15 protein-coding genes are annotated in these 15522 nt (G+C 68.3%); 8 read left to right on the top strand and 7 right to left on the bottom strand.

The annotated features are described in order from the left end of the window. From C667_RS05315 to C667_RS05295, 5 genes are all read left to right on the top strand, one after another. A partial coding sequence (locus tag C667_RS05315; RefSeq protein ID WP_004358131.1) for an ASKHA domain-containing protein occupies window positions 1-555 on the top strand: 555 nt, incomplete at its 5' end. Further along, the gene (locus tag C667_RS05310; protein ID WP_004358129.1) at window positions 552-1439 is read left to right on the top strand and encodes a dihydropteroate synthase; all 888 of its coding nucleotides are present in this window, start codon (window positions 552-554) and stop codon (window positions 1437-1439) included. The genes C667_RS05315 and C667_RS05310, both read left to right, overlap by 4 nt. Window positions 1440-1441: 2 nt before the next feature. Continuing rightward, on the top strand, window positions 1442-2674 hold the full coding sequence (locus tag C667_RS05305; RefSeq protein WP_004358127.1) for an amidohydrolase family protein: 1233 nt from the start codon (window positions 1442-1444) through the stop codon (window positions 2672-2674). Between the two features lie 73 nt (window positions 2675-2747). Then, on the top strand, window positions 2748-4199 hold the full coding sequence (locus tag C667_RS24295; protein WP_004358125.1) for a methylenetetrahydrofolate reductase C-terminal domain-containing protein: 1452 nt from the start codon (window positions 2748-2750) through the stop codon (window positions 4197-4199). Window positions 4200-4242: 43 nt separating this feature from the next. Then, window positions 4243-5277: a TRAP transporter substrate-binding protein gene (locus tag C667_RS05295; RefSeq protein WP_039920814.1), complete on the top strand. Its 1035-nt coding sequence runs from the start codon at window positions 4243-4245 to the stop codon at window positions 5275-5277. Between the two features lie 103 nt (window positions 5278-5380). On the opposite strand, the gene C667_RS05290 is transcribed toward C667_RS05295, so the two are convergent. From C667_RS05290 to C667_RS05260, 7 genes are all read right to left on the bottom strand, one after another. Beyond that, window positions 5381-5890, bottom strand: coding sequence for a MaoC family dehydratase (locus C667_RS05290; RefSeq protein WP_004358121.1), 510 nt, complete (start codon window positions 5888-5890; stop codon window positions 5381-5383). 52 nt (window positions 5891-5942) lie between these two features. Then, complete coding sequence (locus C667_RS05285; protein ID WP_004358119.1) at window positions 5943-6713, bottom strand: enoyl-CoA hydratase; 771 nt, start codon at window positions 6711-6713, stop codon at window positions 5943-5945. A gap of 67 nt (window positions 6714-6780) precedes the next feature. After that, window positions 6781-8349, bottom strand: coding sequence for a 3-hydroxybenzoate--CoA ligase HbdA (hbdA, locus tag C667_RS05280; protein WP_004358116.1), 1569 nt, complete (start codon window positions 8347-8349; stop codon window positions 6781-6783). Between the two features lie 127 nt (window positions 8350-8476). After that, window positions 8477-9643: an acyl-CoA dehydrogenase family protein gene (locus C667_RS05275; protein WP_004358114.1), complete on the bottom strand. Its 1167-nt coding sequence runs from the start codon at window positions 9641-9643 to the stop codon at window positions 8477-8479. A 63-nt stretch (window positions 9644-9706) separates the two neighbouring features. After that, entirely contained in the window at window positions 9707-10489 is a 783-nt protein-coding gene (locus tag C667_RS05270; protein ID WP_039920812.1) for an SDR family NAD(P)-dependent oxidoreductase, read from the bottom strand. 87 nt (window positions 10490-10576) lie between these two features. After that, window positions 10577-11395 carry an enoyl-CoA hydratase family protein gene (locus tag C667_RS05265; protein ID WP_004358110.1) on the bottom strand — a complete coding sequence of 273 codons (819 nt, stop codon included), beginning with the start codon at window positions 11393-11395 and terminating at the stop codon, window positions 10577-10579. A 37-nt stretch (window positions 11396-11432) separates the two neighbouring features. Continuing rightward, a complete protein-coding gene (locus C667_RS05260; RefSeq protein ID WP_039920822.1) occupies window positions 11433-12182 on the bottom strand; it encodes an SDR family NAD(P)-dependent oxidoreductase in 750 nt (249 codons plus the stop codon). A 272-nt stretch (window positions 12183-12454) separates the two neighbouring features. Here C667_RS05260 and C667_RS05255 point away from each other — a divergent pair, with 272 nt between their 5' ends. The 3 genes from C667_RS05255 (at window position 12455) to C667_RS05245 (ending at window position 15430) form a co-directional block, all read left to right on the top strand. Beyond that, complete coding sequence (locus C667_RS05255; RefSeq protein ID WP_245538428.1) at window positions 12455-13288, top strand: enoyl-CoA hydratase/isomerase family protein; 834 nt, start codon at window positions 12455-12457, stop codon at window positions 13286-13288. Between the two features lie 178 nt (window positions 13289-13466). Continuing rightward, complete coding sequence (locus C667_RS05250; protein WP_004358106.1) at window positions 13467-14156, top strand: TetR/AcrR family transcriptional regulator; 690 nt, start codon at window positions 13467-13469, stop codon at window positions 14154-14156. A 251-nt stretch (window positions 14157-14407) separates the two neighbouring features. Beyond that, window positions 14408-15430, top strand: a complete 1023-nt coding sequence (locus C667_RS05245; protein ID WP_004358105.1) for a TRAP transporter substrate-binding protein — start codon at window positions 14408-14410, stop codon at window positions 15428-15430. Window positions 15431-15522 lie beyond the last annotated feature (92 nt).

The following is a 15522-nucleotide window of genomic DNA, read 5'->3' as shown; positions in this document are numbered from 1 at the left end:
ACCGTGGCCGCGCTGCGCCGCGGCGGCCTGGTCGATGCGCGCGGCCGCCTGCGCGCCGATCACCCCGACATCGTCACCGACGAGGGCGGGCAGCGGGCCGCGCGGCTCGCACCCGAGGTGCTGTTCACCCAGGCCGACGTGCGCGCGGTGCAGCTGGCCAAGGCCGCCATCCGCAGCTGCACCGAGTTGCTGCTGGCCGAGGCCGGGCTTGCCGCGGACAGCATCGAGCGCTTCGTCCTTGCGGGTGCCTTCGGCGCCTATATCGACATCGCGAGCGGTATCGAGATCGGCCTGTTCCCGCCGCTGCCGCGCGAGCGCTTCGTCCAGGTCGGCAACGCCGCCGGCGAGGGCGTGCGCCGGCTGCTGCTGTCGTGCGTCGAGCGCGCCCGCGCGCGCGAACTGGCGCGCGCGAGTCGCGCGTGCGCGCTCAACGCGCGCGCCGACTTCCAGAAGGTCTTTCTCGGCCACATCGGCTTCGCCCCCGCTTCCGATTCCGCCTCCCCCCCCGTCTGCGCCCTTTCTCCAAGAACCGTCACCGAAGAGAGTCCGTCATGAACGAAACCAACCGCTTTGGCATCCGCATCATCGGCGAGCGCATCAATCCGGGCTTCAAGAGCACGCGGGCGATGTTCGAGGACAAGGACCTCGGCGCCATCCAGGCGCTCGCGCTCAAGCAGGTCGAGGCCGGCGCCTTCGCCCTCAACGTCAACATCGGCCCGCAGGCGATGACCGACCGCGGCTTTCTGGTCGATGTGATCCGCGCCATCCAGGACGTGGTTACGGTGCCGCTGTCGTTCGACGTGCCCACCGCCGAGCTCTTCGCGCTGTGCCTCACCACCTACGACCGCGGCCGCGCCGGCGGCGAGCTGGCGATCGTCAATTCGATCACCGAGCACCGCTGGGAGGCGATGCAGCTCTACCGCGACCTGCCGTTCCGGGTCATGGTGATGGCCTCCGAGCGCGTCATCGACGGGGTGGCGATGAACAACAAGACTGCCGAGGACATCGCCGCGACCGCGCGGCGTGCCGCGCTGCGCCTGCGCGACGAGTACCGCATGCCGCTCGATCATGTCTTCGTGGACCTGTCGGTGAGCGCGATCATCGCCGATACGGAGGGTCTGAACCGCGCGACCCTCGACGCGGTGCGCCTGATCGGCGCCGACCCGGACTTGAAAGGCCTGCACATGATGGGCGGACTGTCCAACATCGGCCAGCAGCTCCCGGTCAGGGCCGCCGACGGCTCGGACCTCAAGCACGGGCTGGAGAACGCCTTCCTCACCCTGGCGGTGCCGTACGGCTTCGACACCGTGCTCGGTACCCCGTGGCGCGGCTACGCGCCGCTGCCCGAGGACGACTACGTGCTCACCGCCTACCGCAACTTCCTCGGCACCACCGGCAGCAACGCGCTGCGTGCGGTGCGCAAGCTCTACAAGGCCTGAACATGACGCCGACCGATCGCTTCGCCATCGTCGCCGACGGCTGGTTCGACGGCGAGCGCCTGCACGCGCACGGCCCCTTCACCTTCCGCATCGAGCACGGCCGGATCAGCGACATCGTCGCGGGCGACTTCGGTGCGACGCTCGCCACCCAGGGAATGGAGATCCTGCGCGGCGGCTTCGTGCTGCCCGGGCTGGTCGATGCCCACGTCCATCTGTTTCTGGACGGCGCTCCCACCGACGGCGCGCAGCGCGCAGCCCATCTCAAGAAGCCGGTGGAAGCGCTGTTCGACACGGCACGCGCGAGCGCCCGCCAGGCGCTCGCGTGCGGCGTGACCCTGGTGCGCGACGCGGGCGACCGCCACGGCATCAACCACCGTCTGCGCGACGAGGCCGCGGCCGATCCTGCGCTGGCGCGGGTGCGCTCGGCCGGGCTCGGGGTCAAGCGCCCCAAGCGTTACGGCGCCTTCATGGCGCGCGACGTCGCCGACGACGCCGCGATCCGCGACTCGGTGCGCGAACTGGCGCGCGACAGCGACGAGATCAAGTTGATCCTGACCGGGATCATCGACTTCGAGGCCGGCGCGGTCACCGACGAGCCGCAGTTCGACCTCGCCGCGACGCGCCTGGTGGTCGATAGCGCGCGCGCCTGCGGGCGCAAGACCATGGTCCATTGCAGCGGGGCCACCGGACTCGAGATCGCCGCCCGCGCCGGGGTCGGTTCGATCGAGCACGGCTTCTTCATGCGCCGCGACCTGCTCGCGCGGATGGCCGAGCACGACGTGGCCTGGACGCCGACCTTCTGCCCGGTGCATTTCCAGTGGGCGCACCCCGAGGCGGTGGGGTGGTCGGCGCAGACCGTGGGCAATCTGCGCCGCATTCTCGACGAACACGCCCGCCACCTGCTGATCGCGCGCGAGCTGGGGGTGCGACTGCTGTTCGGCACCGACGCCGGCAGCATGGGAGTCGAGCATGGGCACGCGGTGCATGAGGAGATCGCACGCTACCTCGAGGCCGGCCTGTCTACCCTGGAAGTGCTGCAGTCGGCCACCGCCGCCGCGCGCCGTCATTTCGGCCACGCCCGTCCGCGCCTGGAGCGTGGTGCGCCCTTCGATGCGATGTTGCTCGAACGCTCGCCGTTCGCCGACATCGGTGCGCTGCGCAAGCCCCTGCGCGCGTGGACCGCGCCGCCCGACCCGGCGTGCGCGCCGGCAGGCCGAGAGGACGCCGAGGCATGACGCGCCCTGTCGCGCGGCGTGCGCGAGCGTCCCGCGGACGCGCCGTACGCGGGACGGACGGAGTGCCGGCCTGATGTATCGCGTCCGTCTGTGGTCCGTGCGCCATGCGCGTCGGCTGAGGAGCCTCTACGAGCTCTTCTCCCGGCTCGCCCCCCTGATGCGGCCCGTAGCCCGGGTCCTCGGTGTCGACCGGACCGCCGCGGTGCTGCGTCCCCTGGAACGCCACGCCAAGGGCTTCCTGTTCGACTGCAGGATGTGCGGTCAGTGCGTGCTCTCGGCCACCGGCATGGCCTGCCCGATGAACTGCGCGAAGGAGATGCGCAACGGCCCTTGCGGTGGCGTGCGGCCCGACGGTCATTGCGAAGTCCGGCCCGAGATGCGCTGCGCCTGGGTCGAGGCCACCGCGGGCACCAAGCGGATCGCGCCCGACCACAAGGCCCACCCCACGCCATTGCTGCCCGCGGTGGACCAGCGCAGGCGCGGGCAGTCCACCTGGATCCAGGTCATCCATGGTCACAAGGAGCCTGCGTTCCAGCCGCCGGTCGCGCACGATTCCACCCGGGAGGCCGAGGAGAGCGCGCTGGAGGCGGCCTGCCGCTCGGGCCGCTTCGTCGTCACCGTCGAGATCGCGCCGCCGGATTCCGCCGATCCGTCCGTCTTGCTGGCCCGCGCCGAGCGCTTCCGCGGACTGGTGGATGCGATGAACGTCACCGATGGCGCCGGGGGCAACTGCCACATGTCGAGCGTGGCCGCCTCGGCCATCCTCGCCCATGCGGGCTTCAACCCGGTGTATCAGGTCGCCTGCCGCGACCGCAACCGCATCGCCATTCAGGGCGACATCCTCGGGGCGGCGGCGCTGGGGGTGAAGAACATCCTCTGCCTTACCGGCGATGACGTCAGCCAGGGCGATCACCCCCAGGCCAAGCCGGTGTTCGATCTGGATGCAGTGTCCCTGCTGCACGTGGCTCGGGGCATGGTCGACCGGGGCGAATTCGCCTCCGGGCGCAAGCTCGAAAGTGCGCCCCGGCTGTTCATCGGCGCGACCTGCAACCCCTTCGTGCCACCCTTCGTCGACCGCATCGCCAATCTGGAAAAGAAGGTCGTCGCCGGCGCGTGCTTCATCCAGACCCAGTTCTGTTTCGACCTGCCGCTGCTGGAGGCCTTCATGGACGGCGTCCGCGCCCGCGGCTTGCATCGCCGGGCGCACATCCTCGTCGGCGTCGGCACCTTGTCCTCGGCAAAGGCCTTGCGCTGGATGGGGGCACACGTGCCCGGCGTCCATGTTCCCGAGGCCGTACTCCAGCGCATCGGCAGCGCGACCGACCAGAAGGCCGAGGCCGCACGCGTGTGCCTGGAGACGATCGAGGCGATTCGAGGCATCGAGGGCGTGGCCGGCATCCACCTGATGGGGCACAGGAACGAGGAGGCCCTGGCGGACATCATCCGCCGGGCAGGATTGCCCGCACGGACTGGCGGCGGTGCGGCGGGAGGCGGTTTTCCAGGACTACCCGGGCCACGGGGTTAGTCGGCGTTCCATCCAGCGTGGCAAGAGCGAGGAGACACGAAAAATGCAGAGACGATACCTTGGGGCCGGTCTGGTCGCGATGACGGCCGCACTTTCTTCCACGGCTGCGCAAAGCCAAGAGGTGATTCTGAAGGTTTCGCACATGTGGCCCACGGCGGCGCTGGGACACCGACAGATCGTCCCGTGGTGCGAAAAGATCGCTGCCGAGTCCGACAACCGGATGAAGTGCCAGATCTATCCGGCGATGCAGATCGGCGGGACGCCGGCGCAGGTCTACCAGCAGGTCGTCGACGGGATCGCCGACATCGGCTGGACGCTGCCGGGTTACAACCCCGGGCGCTTCCCTTCCGTCGAGGTGTTCGAGCTGCCTTTCATGTCCAGGAAGGCGGAGACCACCTCCCGTGCGCTGTGGGAGTACTACGAAAGATACGGCGCGGGCGATTTCGCCCAGGTGAAACCGCTTGCGTTCCATGTGCATGACAACGGACAAGCCCACAACAATCGCCATCCGATTCGGACGATGGCGGATTTCAAGGGACTGAAGATGAGGGCGCCGACCCGGCTGACCAACAGGATGCTGTCCCAGCTCGGTGCCTCGGCGGTCGGCATGCCGATGCCGGCGGTCGTGGAGGCCGTGTCCAAGGGCGTGGTCGATGGCTACCTGCTGCCCTGGGAGATCGTGCCGGCGATGAAGCTGCACGAGCTCACTCGCTACCATTCGGAAACCGCCGCGGGCGAGCCTGCGCTCTATACCGCGGTATTCGTGCTCGCCATGAACAAGGCGAGATACGAAGGCCTGCCCCCCGAGCTGAAGCGTGTGATCGACGCCAACTCGGGGGTCGCGCTGTCGGCGGCGATCGGCAGGGCGTGGGACGAGTCCGCCGCCCCGGCGCGCCAGCTCGCGGTCGGCAACGGCAACCAGTTCAATTCCATTCCCGCGTCCGAAACGGCGAGCTGGCGAGCCGTCGGGGACAAGATCGCGGTTGAATGGGTGGGCGAGGTAACCGCGAAGGGCTATCCGGGACAGGAGATGCTGGACGAGGCGCGGCGCCTGCTCGCGAAGCATTCCGCCCCCTGAGCCTGTGCGACGCCGGCGCCCCGAGCGGGGCGCCGGCTGCCGGCCGCGTTTTCGTCGTTCGGTGGCCGGGAGCCGGTGCGAGGGCGCTCCGCGCGAGCCCGGCCTACGCCGGAGAGGGCGTGCGACAGGCGATGAGGTTCATCGCGAGCATGCTCATGACCACCTCGTCGCGCTGGTTGAGCACCTCGATCTTCGAGCGCACGATCCCACGGTCGGGCTTGGTCGTCGAGCGGCGTGCCTCGACGATCGTGACCCGCGTGCCGAGCACGTCGCCGGGACGCACCGGGGCGGGCCAGCGCAACTCGTCGATGCCGGGCGAGGCCAGGCTGGCGTTGTGGGTGAGGTAATGGTCCGCGTACATCCGCATCATCAGCGAGCCGGTCATCCAGCCGCTGGCGATGATCCCGCCGAAGATCGTCTGCGCCGCCTTTTCGGGGTCGGTGTGGAAGTCCTGCGGGTCGTAGCGACGGGCGAAATCGATGATGTCCTGCGCGGTGACGCGGATCTCGCCGAAGCGATGCACCGCGCCGGGGACGTAGTCCTCGAAATAGCGGTCGTCGATCGGGCTGGCAAAGTGGTCGTAGGGGCGAGGGGCGGCCGGTGTCTTCGTCATTGGGGGGTCTGGCGCAGTTTTTTTCGAAGGATGCCCGAGCCCGGGGTCTGGCTCAATGCCCGTGGAACACGGCAGGGCGCTTGTCCAGGAAGGCACGCATGCCTTCCTTCTGGTCCGAGCTCGCGAACAGCAGCTGGAAGGCCTTGCGCTCGAGCATCAGCGCGGTCTCCAGCGAGGCGTCCTGGCCGGCGAGCAGCACCTCCTTGATCTGCGCGATGGCCAGCGGGGGCAGGGCGGCGATGTGACGGGCGAGCTCGAGCGCGCGCGCCTGGACGGCGGCGTCCGCGACGACCTCGCTGGCCAGGCCCATGGCGAGGGCTTCGGCGGCGCTCACGGGGAGGCCGGTGAGGACCATCTTCATCGCCTGGAACTTGCCCACCGCCCGCGTCAGGCGCTGCGTCCCGCCCGCGCCGGGCATGATGCCCACCTTCACCTCGGGCTGGCAGAACGAGGCGCCTTCTCCGGCGACGATGATGTCCGCGTGCATGGCGAGCTCGCAACCGCCGCCCCACGCATAGCCGTTGACCGCGGCGATGATGGGCTTGGGGCAGCTGGCGATCGTCTGCCACAGGCGATGGGTTTGCCGCAGCAGGATCTCGATCGCGCCGGCCTCGGCCAGCGCGCGCAGGTCGGCGCCAGCCGCGAAGCAGCGCTCACCCCCGGTGAGGACGATGCAGCGCACTTCGCCGGAGCGGCCGAGGCGGTCGAAGTGCTCGGCCAGCTGGCCGCGGGTTTCCTGGTCCAGGGCGTTGCGCGCCTCGGGACGGTTCAGGCGGACAAGGGCGATCTCCGGCGTGGGCTGCTCGACCAGGACTGCGCTCATGGGGGACTTCCTTCGAGGGGGGTGGCGAAAGCGCGACGCACCCGACCGGGGCGCCGCGGGCCCGGACTCAGGCTTGCGCGCGCAGGAACTCGCGCAGGCGGTACTTCTGCACCTTGCCCGTCGCTGTGCGGGGCAGTTCCTCGAGGAAGCGGATCGTGCGCGGACACTTGTAGATCGACAGCGTGTTGCGCAGGGTCGTGGTCAGCTCCTCTTCCAGCTTGCGTGGGTTCACCCACTCGTCCTTGGGAACGACGAACAGCGCGAGGCGGGTGAGGCCGTCTTCGTTGGGTTCGGCCACCACGATCGCCTCGCCGACGCCGGGCACGGTGGCGGCGCAGCTCTCGATTTCGGAAGGGCTCACCCACTGGCCGGAAATCTTGAGCATGTCGTCCGCCCGCCCGCAGTGGTACCAGAAACCGTCGGCGTCGAAGCTGAACATGTCGCCGGGGTAGTACCAGCCGCTGCGCAAGGCCTTCGCCGTGGTGTCGGGCAGGTTCCAATAGCCGACGAGCTGCGAGTCGGTGTGGATGGCGATCACCCCCGGCGTGTCGGGAGTGGTGATCTCCTCGCCAGACTCGTCGATCAGGCGGACCTCCGCCCACGGGACGCGCTTGCCGCAGGAGCCTATCCGGTGGGCATCGGGATGCGAAGACAGGAAGAGGGAGATGGTCTCCGAAGCGCCGATCCCCTCGCAGATGGGGACGCCGAAGTTGTCCGCCCACTGCTGGGCGATGTTCTCGGGCAGCTTCTCGCCGGCCGACACGAAATGGCGGACGCCGCGCATGCCGGCCGAGTTCGCCGCACCCTCGCGCAACAGGTTGCGATACATCACGGGCGTGCTGAACAGGATGGTCGGGCGATGCCGGTCGACCGTGGCGAGTACGTTCTCCGGGTCGGGCCAGCCGGGGGCGACGATCACGGTCGCGCAGCAACGCAGGGCGCCGAGCAGGGAGTGGCCGAGGGACCACGCGAAGAAGAGCTTGGAGGTGTTGTACACGCGGTCGCCGGGCTGGACACCGAAGTACTCGCGCTCCATCTGGTCGCTGTTGAGCACGGAGCGGTGCCCGTGCACCACCGCCTTCGGGCGCCCGGTGGTGCCCGACGAATACACCCAGAACGCCATTTCTTCGGGATCGACCTGCACCGATTCGAGCGTCTCGGGCTGGTCGGTGAGGAAGCGCTCCAGTGTCAGGGCGGGGGCGCTTGCCTCGCCGCCGCGGACGACCACCTGCGGCGGCGCGGCGAGTTCGCCGACGATCTGTTCATAGAGGTGGAGGAACTCCGCATCCACGTAGAGCAGCTTGCAGGCGCTGTCCTGGATGACGTAGAGGAGATCGCGCGGGGCCAGGCGCACGTTGAGCGCGACCGCGACCGCGCCGATGCGCAGCGCGCCGAGATAGGCCGCGGCGAGCTCGGGCGAGTCGTCCATCAGGATGAGGATGCGGTCGCCACGACCGACCCCATTGGCGCGCTGGGCGTGGCCATTGCGGTTGGTCGCGGCGTCGAGTTCGCGATAGCTCGTCGAGCGTTCGCGGCACAGCATGGCGGTCTGCTCGCCCAGGCCTCGTCCGATGGCTCGGCCGATGATCTCGTCGGCGGCGTTCATGGTGTGTTGTGGCTGCAGTTCTTCAGGCATGGTGCGTGCTCCGAAACACGGTTTCGATCGGCGCCGAGGGCTTCGTCCGCGGACCGCGGCACGCCCTCGGCGTGCCGGGTGCCCGGGATCGAGGCACGGCTTGCGGCATTCGCTGCCCGGGGCGCGCTCAGCCCTCTTCGTAGGCCTTGAGCGTCTGCCGGGCGATGATCAGCTGCTGCACTTCGGTCGCGCCCTCATAGATGCGCAGCGCGCGGATCTCACGATACAGGCGTTCGACCGGATGGTTGCTGACGACGCCGCAGCCGCCCCAGATCTGCACCGCGGCGTCGATGACCTGCTGTGCGCTCTCGGTCGCGGTCATCTTGGCCATCGCGGCTTCGCGTGTCACCTTGTGACCCTGGTCGCGGCGCCAGGCGGCGCGGTAGGTCAGCAGGGCGGAGCTGTCCACGCTGGTCGCCATCTGCGCGAGCTTGACCTGGGTGATCTGGAAGTCCGCCAGCTTCTGCTGGAACATGTCCCGGGTGGTGGCGCGGCGCAGCGCCTCGTCGAGGGCATGGCGGGCGAAACCCAGCGACGCGGCCGCCACCGAGGTGCGGAAGATGTCGAGGGTCTGCATCGCCACCTTGAAGCCAAGTCCGGGAGTGCCGAGCATCGCCGACCGGGGAACCCGGCAGTCGGTGAAGCGCAGGCGGGCGAGCGGGTGGGGGGCGATCACCTCGATGCGCTCGGCGATCTCGAGTCCGGGGGTGTCCGCATCTACGATGAAGGCGGAGAGGCCGCGCGCGCCCGGCGCCTCGCCGGTGCGTGCGAAGACGACGTAGAAGTCGGCGATGCCCCCATTGGAGATCCAGCTCTTCTCGCCTTCGAGCACGTAGTGGTCGCCGTCCAGGCGGGCACTGCAGGCCATCGCCGCGACATCCGAGCCGGAACCCGGTTCGGACAGGGCGAAGGCGGGCAAGGCCTCGCCGCGGGCGACCCGGGTGAGATACCGGCGCTTTTGCTCGTCGTTGCCATACAGCGTCACCGCGCCGGAGCCCAGGCCCTGCATCGCGAAGGCGAAGTCGGCCAGGCTCGAGTGGCGCGCGAGGGTCTCGCGCAGCAGGCAGATCGAGCGCGTGTCGATGGTTTCGTGCGCGCCGCCGTAGGCCGTGCCCCCGACGCTGTAGCGCAGCCAGCCGGCGGCGCCCAGCTTGGCGACCAGTTCGCGGCAGGCGGAGTCGAGATCACCATGTTCCGCGGTGACATTGTCCCGGGCCCATGCGTCGAGCTCGGCTTCCAGCTTGCGGTGACGCTCCTCGAAGAAGGGCCACTCGAGATAGGATTTGTCGCTCACTGCATGCTCCATTCGCTCATTGAATCGGCCGCTTTCGCGGCGGTGCCGGCACCGTTGCCCGCATCACATCACTTCGCCGCCGCACACCGAGATCGACTGGCCGGTAATCGCCTCCGAGCCCGGTAGGCACAGCCAGAGTGCGGCGTTGGCGACCTCGCCGGGATCGATCAGGCGGCCCTGGGGGTTGAATCGGGTCAGCTCGGCCAGCGCCTCGGCATGGCTGCGCCCGGTCTTGGCCTCGATGTTCGCGATCGAGTCGCGCACGAGGTCGGTGTCGGTGTAGCCCGGGCAGACGGCGTTGACCGTGACGTTCTTCCTCGCCGTCTCGAGCGCGAGCGCCCGGGTCAGGCCGATCACCCCGTGCTTCGCCGCGCAATACGCGCTGACGTAGGGATAGCCCTTCTGTCCCGCGGTGCTGGTGACGTTGATGACCCGCCCCCAGCCCGCCTCCAGCATTCCGGGAAGGACCGCGCGCGTGCCGAGGAAGACGCCGGTGAGGTTGACATCCAGCATCTGCTGCCAGAGCGAGAATTCGGTCTTGACGAAGGGGGCGCTGAGCGCCTGGCCGGCGTTGTTGACCAGAATGTCCACCCGGCCGAGTCGTGCGACGGCGCCGGCAAATGCGGCGTCGACCGAGTCGGGGCGGGCGACGTCCGCACGCTCGCAATGGACTTCGGTGATCTCGCGCAGCGCGCCGGCCTGTTCTTCCAGGGGGGCCAGCGTCCTTCCCATCAAGGTCACCCTGGCACCCTGCTCGGCCAGGGCACGTGCGATCGCAGCGCCGATGCCGCGTCCACCGCCCGTGATCACCGCGTGTCTTCCGCTCAATGCTGGTGTGGCGTTCATCGACAGCCGTCCTTGCAGTCGGGGTGAATCGGGTTCCGTGATCCGTCGGGGCGGGCGCGCCAGGGCATGGCCCGCCCCGGTCCGCCGTCAGTTGCCTTCGAACACCGGCTTCTGCTTGGCCACGAAGGCATTGTAGGCGCGGGTGAAATCCTGCGTCTGCATGCAGATGGCCTGGGCTTCGGCTTCTGTTTCCAGCGCCTGCTCGATGCTCATGTCCCATTCCTGGTGAAGGCACTTCTTCGTCATGGCGTGGGCGAAGGCGGGGCCGTTCGCCAGCGAAAGGGCCATGTCCCGGGCCTTGGCGAGGACCTGATCGGGCGCGACGACGTCGTTGAAGTAACCCCAGGCGAGGCCATCCTGCGCGCTCATGACCCGGCCGGTGTAGAGCAGCTCGGAGGCCCGGCCGTGGCCGATGATGCGCGGGAGGATCGCGCAGGCGCCCATGTCGCAGCCGGCGAGGCCGACACGCACGAACAGGAAGGCGGTCTTCGCGTCCGGCGTGGCGTAGCGCATGTCCGAGGCCATGGAGACGATCGCGCCGGCACCGGCGCAGATGCCATCGATCGCCGAGATGATCGGCTGCGGGCAGGTACGCATCTCCTTGACGAGGTTGCCGGTCATGCGCGTGAAGGTGAGCAGCCCGTTCATGTCCATCTTGGTGAGCGGCCCGATGATGTCATGCACGTCGCCACCCGAGCAGAAGTTTCCGCCGGCGCCGGTGATCACGATCGAGCGCACGTCGTCGACGTACTGGAACTTGTGGAAGGTGTCGCGCAGTTCCGCGTAGCTCTCGAAGGTCAGCGGGTTCTTGCGGTCGGGGCGGTTCAGCGTGATGGTGGCGACACGGTCGGCCACTTCCAGCTTGAAGTGCTCGGGATGCCAGTCGGCGGCTTTCAGTTTGTACATTTCTGTCTCCAGGGTTCGAGTGGGGGAGGTCTGGCGTTCAGCCGACCATGGTCATGCCGCCGCTGACGCTCAGCACCTGGCCGGTGATGAAGTCGGAGTCGCTGCTGGCGAAGAACAGCACCGCGTCGGCGATCTCCTTCGGCTTGCCGAGGCGGCGCATCGGCGTGGCCTTGACGAAGGCCTCCTGGTGCTTTTCCGGCACGGCGGCAAGCAGCGGAGTGTCGGTGGGGCCGGGGCAGACACTATTGACGTTGATCTTGTAGCGCGCCATCTCGCGGGCAAGCGCCTTGCCGAAGGCGATCGCGCCGCCCTTGGCCCCCGAGTAGACCGTCTCGCCGCTGCTGCCCACGCGGCCGGCGTCGCTCGCCACGGTGACGACCTTGCCGCCGCGACCGCGGGCGATCATGCCGCCGAGGAAAGCGTGGGTGACGAGGACCGGCCCGAGCAGGTTGAGGTCGATGACCTTGCGCCAGAAATCGGGGCTGTTCTCCATGAAGGGCTGGATCTTTCCCCAGCCGGCGACGTTGACCACGATGTCGACCTCCAGCCCCTGGGTTTCCACGCTCCTGGCGAACGCACCGACCGAGTCCTGGCTGGTGACGTCGAGCGAGAAATAGCTGGCCTTGCCGCCACCATCGCGGATTGCGGCGGCGACCGTCGCGCCCTTGTCCTGGTCGAGATCGCCGATGACCACATGTGCGCCGGCCGCCGCCAGGGTTTCGGCCGTTGCACGACCGATACCGGACGCCCCGCCGGTGACTACCGCTGTTTTTCCCTCAAGTCGCATTTTCTTGATCTCCGGATCGGAATCGATGTTTTGCCGCCGACCGCGCATATCCAGGCTTGGTGCCCGGTCGGTGTGCCCGTGGGTGCCGCCGGGGCCTCGGGTCGGCCCTGCGTCGAATGAATGATCGTTCAGTCAGATTTTGAAGTCAACCGGAATTTGAAGGCGGCAGGGCAGAGCGTATTTTCCCTTTAAGGCTGGATTGTGGGCGATTGGCTACTTGATTTTCATGGATCGACGTGCCACGCTGAAAATGAATGGGGAGTCAGTCAAGTGTGACCGGTATTCAAACTCGCATCGAGCCGCGTGACTGGCTCCGCCCTCTCGACCCACGCAAGCGAAAGGAAATCATGATCTCCCTGCATATCGATGGAGCGGTCGCCACCGCAACGCTTTGCCGCCCCCCGGTCAACGCCATCAACGACGAGTGGCTCGATCGCCTCGAGGAAGTGCTGGACCGCGTCGAGGCCGACGAACGCATCGCGGTGCTATGGATCCGCAGCGATCAACGCGTTTTCTGCGCCGGCGCCGATCTGGAGATGATGCGCACCCTGTTCGCATCCGACGCCGGGCGCGCGCGGATGATCGAGACCACGCGCCGGATGCAGGAGGTCTTCGCGCGCCTGGAGCGTTCTGCCAAGGTGTCGGTGGCCGAAATCGGCGGCGCCGCGATGGGGGGCGGCTTCGAGCTGGCGCTGGCGTGCGACCTGCGTGTGGTCGCCGAGGAGGCAAGCGTCGGTCTTCCCGAGGCGAGGCTGGGGCTGCTTCCCGCTGCCGGGGGCACGCAGCGCATGACGCGGATCTGCGGCGAGGCGGTTGCGAGACGGCTGATCCTCGGTGCGGAGCTGGTCGGAGGCGCCCAGGCGGTAGCGCTCGGCCTGGCGCATCGAAGCGCGCCGGCGGCCGAGCTCGAACGCGTCGCGCGCGAGCAGGTCGACCGTCTGGCGGCCCTGCCTGCACCTGCGCTGGCGGCCTGCAAGCGCTGCATCTTCGCGGCGGTGGACGGTTTCGAAGACGGCTACGAGATCGAACTCGAGGGCAGCGCGGCCCTGCTGGCGGCGGCGGACACCCAGGAGCGCGTGCAGCGCTTCCTCTCCCGGCAGAAATGATCCGGCGCGAACGTGTCGGCGCCCTGTCGCCGGGAAGCATGCGCCAGATCGAAGACATGCGTGTACCCTTCGCGCCTTGGGCGCGGGGCGCGGGGCGCGGAGTAGCCGGCATGCTGCCGGCGGCCGCGGAGCGTCTGGGCACCGCGCGGGAGCGGGGAAGATCACAGGAAGAATGACGATGAGTGCAGCGGGCGAGGTCAAGAGCGTGGTGTCGGATCCTAGGCTGGTCGAGGAGCGACGGCGACAGATCATTCTTGCGGCGGTGGAGCTCTTCTCCAAGGAGGGCTACCACACCACGACGATCCAGCAGATCGCGCGCCGGGCGGGAACGAGCACCGGGTTGATCTACCAGTATTTCGGCGACAAGGAGGACGTGCTCTTCCTGACGCTCAAGCTCGTCATCGACTCCTACGAGAACGAGATCCCCTTTCGCCTGGACGGGGTGGTCCATCCGGTCGAGCGCCTGTGCACGGCCTTGTCGGCGTATTGCGGGGTGGTCGATCGCCTGCGGGACGCCACCGTGCTGGCCTACCGCTCCACGATGTCCCTGCGCGCCGAGCGCCGGGCACTCATCAAGGAGGGCGAGACGCGCACCAACCGCCTGATCGAGGCCTGCGTGCGCGACTGCACCACCGGAGGCTTCATGCGCCCGGTTGCCGAGCACCTGCTCGCCTACCAGTACGTCATGTTCGCCCACTCCTGGGCGCTCAAGCACTGGTCCTACCGCGAGCGCTACGCGCTCGACGAATACGTCGAGGAGGGGATCCAGCTCCTCGTCGATCCCTTCCTGACCGCGAAGGGGCGTCTCGCGCTGGCGAGCAAGCGCGCCAGGGACGAGGTGCCGGGCGCGGACCTGCCGGTGGATTGAGGCTGCACCGGTCGCACCGAACGGCTTCACCTGCGTGATCCACTCACGGGCCTTCCGCTGGTCCGGGATCTCCGCCGATGGGCGGCGAGCGAGCCCGGCAATCGGATCCACGCCTTTCGTGCCCGCTGGCGCCGAGGGTAAGGGGCTTCCGCAATTGTGGAGCGAAGGGGCTGTCCTATAATGGCTGAACGATCGTTCATTACAGATGCCCGATCGTGACCCCAGACATATAGACAGAGGAGACGCCGGCGATGCTCAGGAAAATCGCTTTCGGACTGGCCGCCACGGCCATGATGTCGTCCGCTCAAGCCCAGGAGGTCGTGCTGAAGGTCGCGCACTTCCTTCCGCCGATGTCCACGATGCATTCCAGGTTCATCGTGCCGTGGTGCGACAAGATCGAGGCGGAGTCGAAAGGTCGCATGAAGTGCCAGATCTATCCGGCGATGCAGCTGGGCGGCACGCCGCCGCAATTGCTCAGCCAGGTGCGCGACGGCGTGGCCGACATCGTATGGACCATCTCGGGCTACACCCCCGGGCGGTTCCCGATCTCGGAGGTGTTCGAGCTGCCGTTCATGACGACGACGCACGAGGCCAGCGCGCGCGCGGTGTGGGATTTCATCGACGAACACGCCGCGAGCGAGTTCGAGGGCGTCAAGCGCATCGCCAACTGGGTCGTCGGTCCGTATGTGATTCACCTGCGCGATAAGGATCTCAAGACGATCGAGGATTTCCGCGGCATGAAGATCCGTGCGCCGTCGCGGCTGGGCAATCGCATGCTGACCGCGCTCGGCGCCACGCCCGTCGGCATGCCGGTGCCGCAGATCTCGGAGTCGCTGTCGCGTGGCGTGATCGATGCGGCGATCGTGCCCTGGGAGGTCGTGCCCGCGACCAAGGCGCATGAACTGACGAAGTTTCACGTCGAGGTCAGCGGCGGGCGTTCCCTGACCACTGCGACGTCGATCTACGTCATGAACCAGAAGCGGTACGACAGCCTGCCGCCCGAGCTGAAGAAGGTCATCGACGACAACAGCGGGCGCGAGGTGTCGGCCTGGGTCGCGGCAGAGTTCAAGGTGGGCGATGAAGGCGGGCGTGCGGCGGCGCTCGGGCGCGGGAACAAGATCACCGAGATCCCGGCCGACGAGGTCAAGCGCTGGAAGGATGCGTCGCAACCGGTCGTCGATGAATGGATCGCCGAGGTTACGAGCAAGGGACACGACGGTCGGAAGCTCTACGAGCGCGCCGTCGAGCTCGTAGAGAAGCATTCCCGGAACTGAGCGGCGCAGCGCGTGAGGATCGGCCGGCGCCCCTTGGGCCCGGCCGATTTGCTTTGGGGGACGCCTGGCGTGGCTGCCGTCCGCGCCAGGCG

Origin of the sequence: Thauera phenylacetica B4P, assembly GCF_000310225.1 — a bacterium.
GTDB classification, from domain to species: domain Bacteria; phylum Pseudomonadota; class Gammaproteobacteria; order Burkholderiales; family Rhodocyclaceae; genus Thauera; species Thauera phenylacetica.
Note: the sequence above shows the minus strand (reverse complement) of the source record. Positions and strands in the feature narration are given on the sequence as shown.

What these genes read in the sequence shown, in the direction of transcription:
- C667_RS05305 (WP_004358127.1), top strand. Translation starts at nt 1,442, where the DNA reads ATGACGCCGACCGATCGCTTCGCCATCGTCGCCGACGGCTGGTTCGAC.
- C667_RS05265 (WP_004358110.1), bottom strand. Translation starts at nt 11,395, where the DNA reads ATGTACAAACTGAAAGCCGCCGACTGGCATCCCGAGCACTTCAAGCTG.
- C667_RS05245 (WP_004358105.1), top strand. Translation starts at nt 14,408, where the DNA reads ATGCTCAGGAAAATCGCTTTCGGACTGGCCGCCACGGCCATGATGTCG.
- C667_RS05270 (WP_039920812.1), bottom strand. Translation starts at nt 10,489, where the DNA reads ATGAACGCCACACCAGCATTGAGCGGAAGACACGCGGTGATCACGGGC.
- C667_RS05295 (WP_039920814.1), top strand. Translation starts at nt 4,243, where the DNA reads ATGCAGAGACGATACCTTGGGGCCGGTCTGGTCGCGATGACGGCCGCA.
- hbdA (WP_004358116.1), bottom strand. Translation starts at nt 8,349, where the DNA reads ATGCCTGAAGAACTGCAGCCACAACACACCATGAACGCCGCCGACGAG.
- C667_RS05310 (WP_004358129.1), top strand. Translation starts at nt 552, where the DNA reads ATGAACGAAACCAACCGCTTTGGCATCCGCATCATCGGCGAGCGCATC.
- C667_RS24295 (WP_004358125.1), top strand. Translation starts at nt 2,748, where the DNA reads ATGTATCGCGTCCGTCTGTGGTCCGTGCGCCATGCGCGTCGGCTGAGG.
- C667_RS05285 (WP_004358119.1), bottom strand. Translation starts at nt 6,713, where the DNA reads ATGAGCGCAGTCCTGGTCGAGCAGCCCACGCCGGAGATCGCCCTTGTC.
- C667_RS05250 (WP_004358106.1), top strand. Translation starts at nt 13,467, where the DNA reads ATGAGTGCAGCGGGCGAGGTCAAGAGCGTGGTGTCGGATCCTAGGCTG.
- C667_RS05290 (WP_004358121.1), bottom strand. Translation starts at nt 5,890, where the DNA reads ATGACGAAGACACCGGCCGCCCCTCGCCCCTACGACCACTTTGCCAGC.
- C667_RS05260 (WP_039920822.1), bottom strand. Translation starts at nt 12,182, where the DNA reads ATGCGACTTGAGGGAAAAACAGCGGTAGTCACCGGCGGGGCGTCCGGT.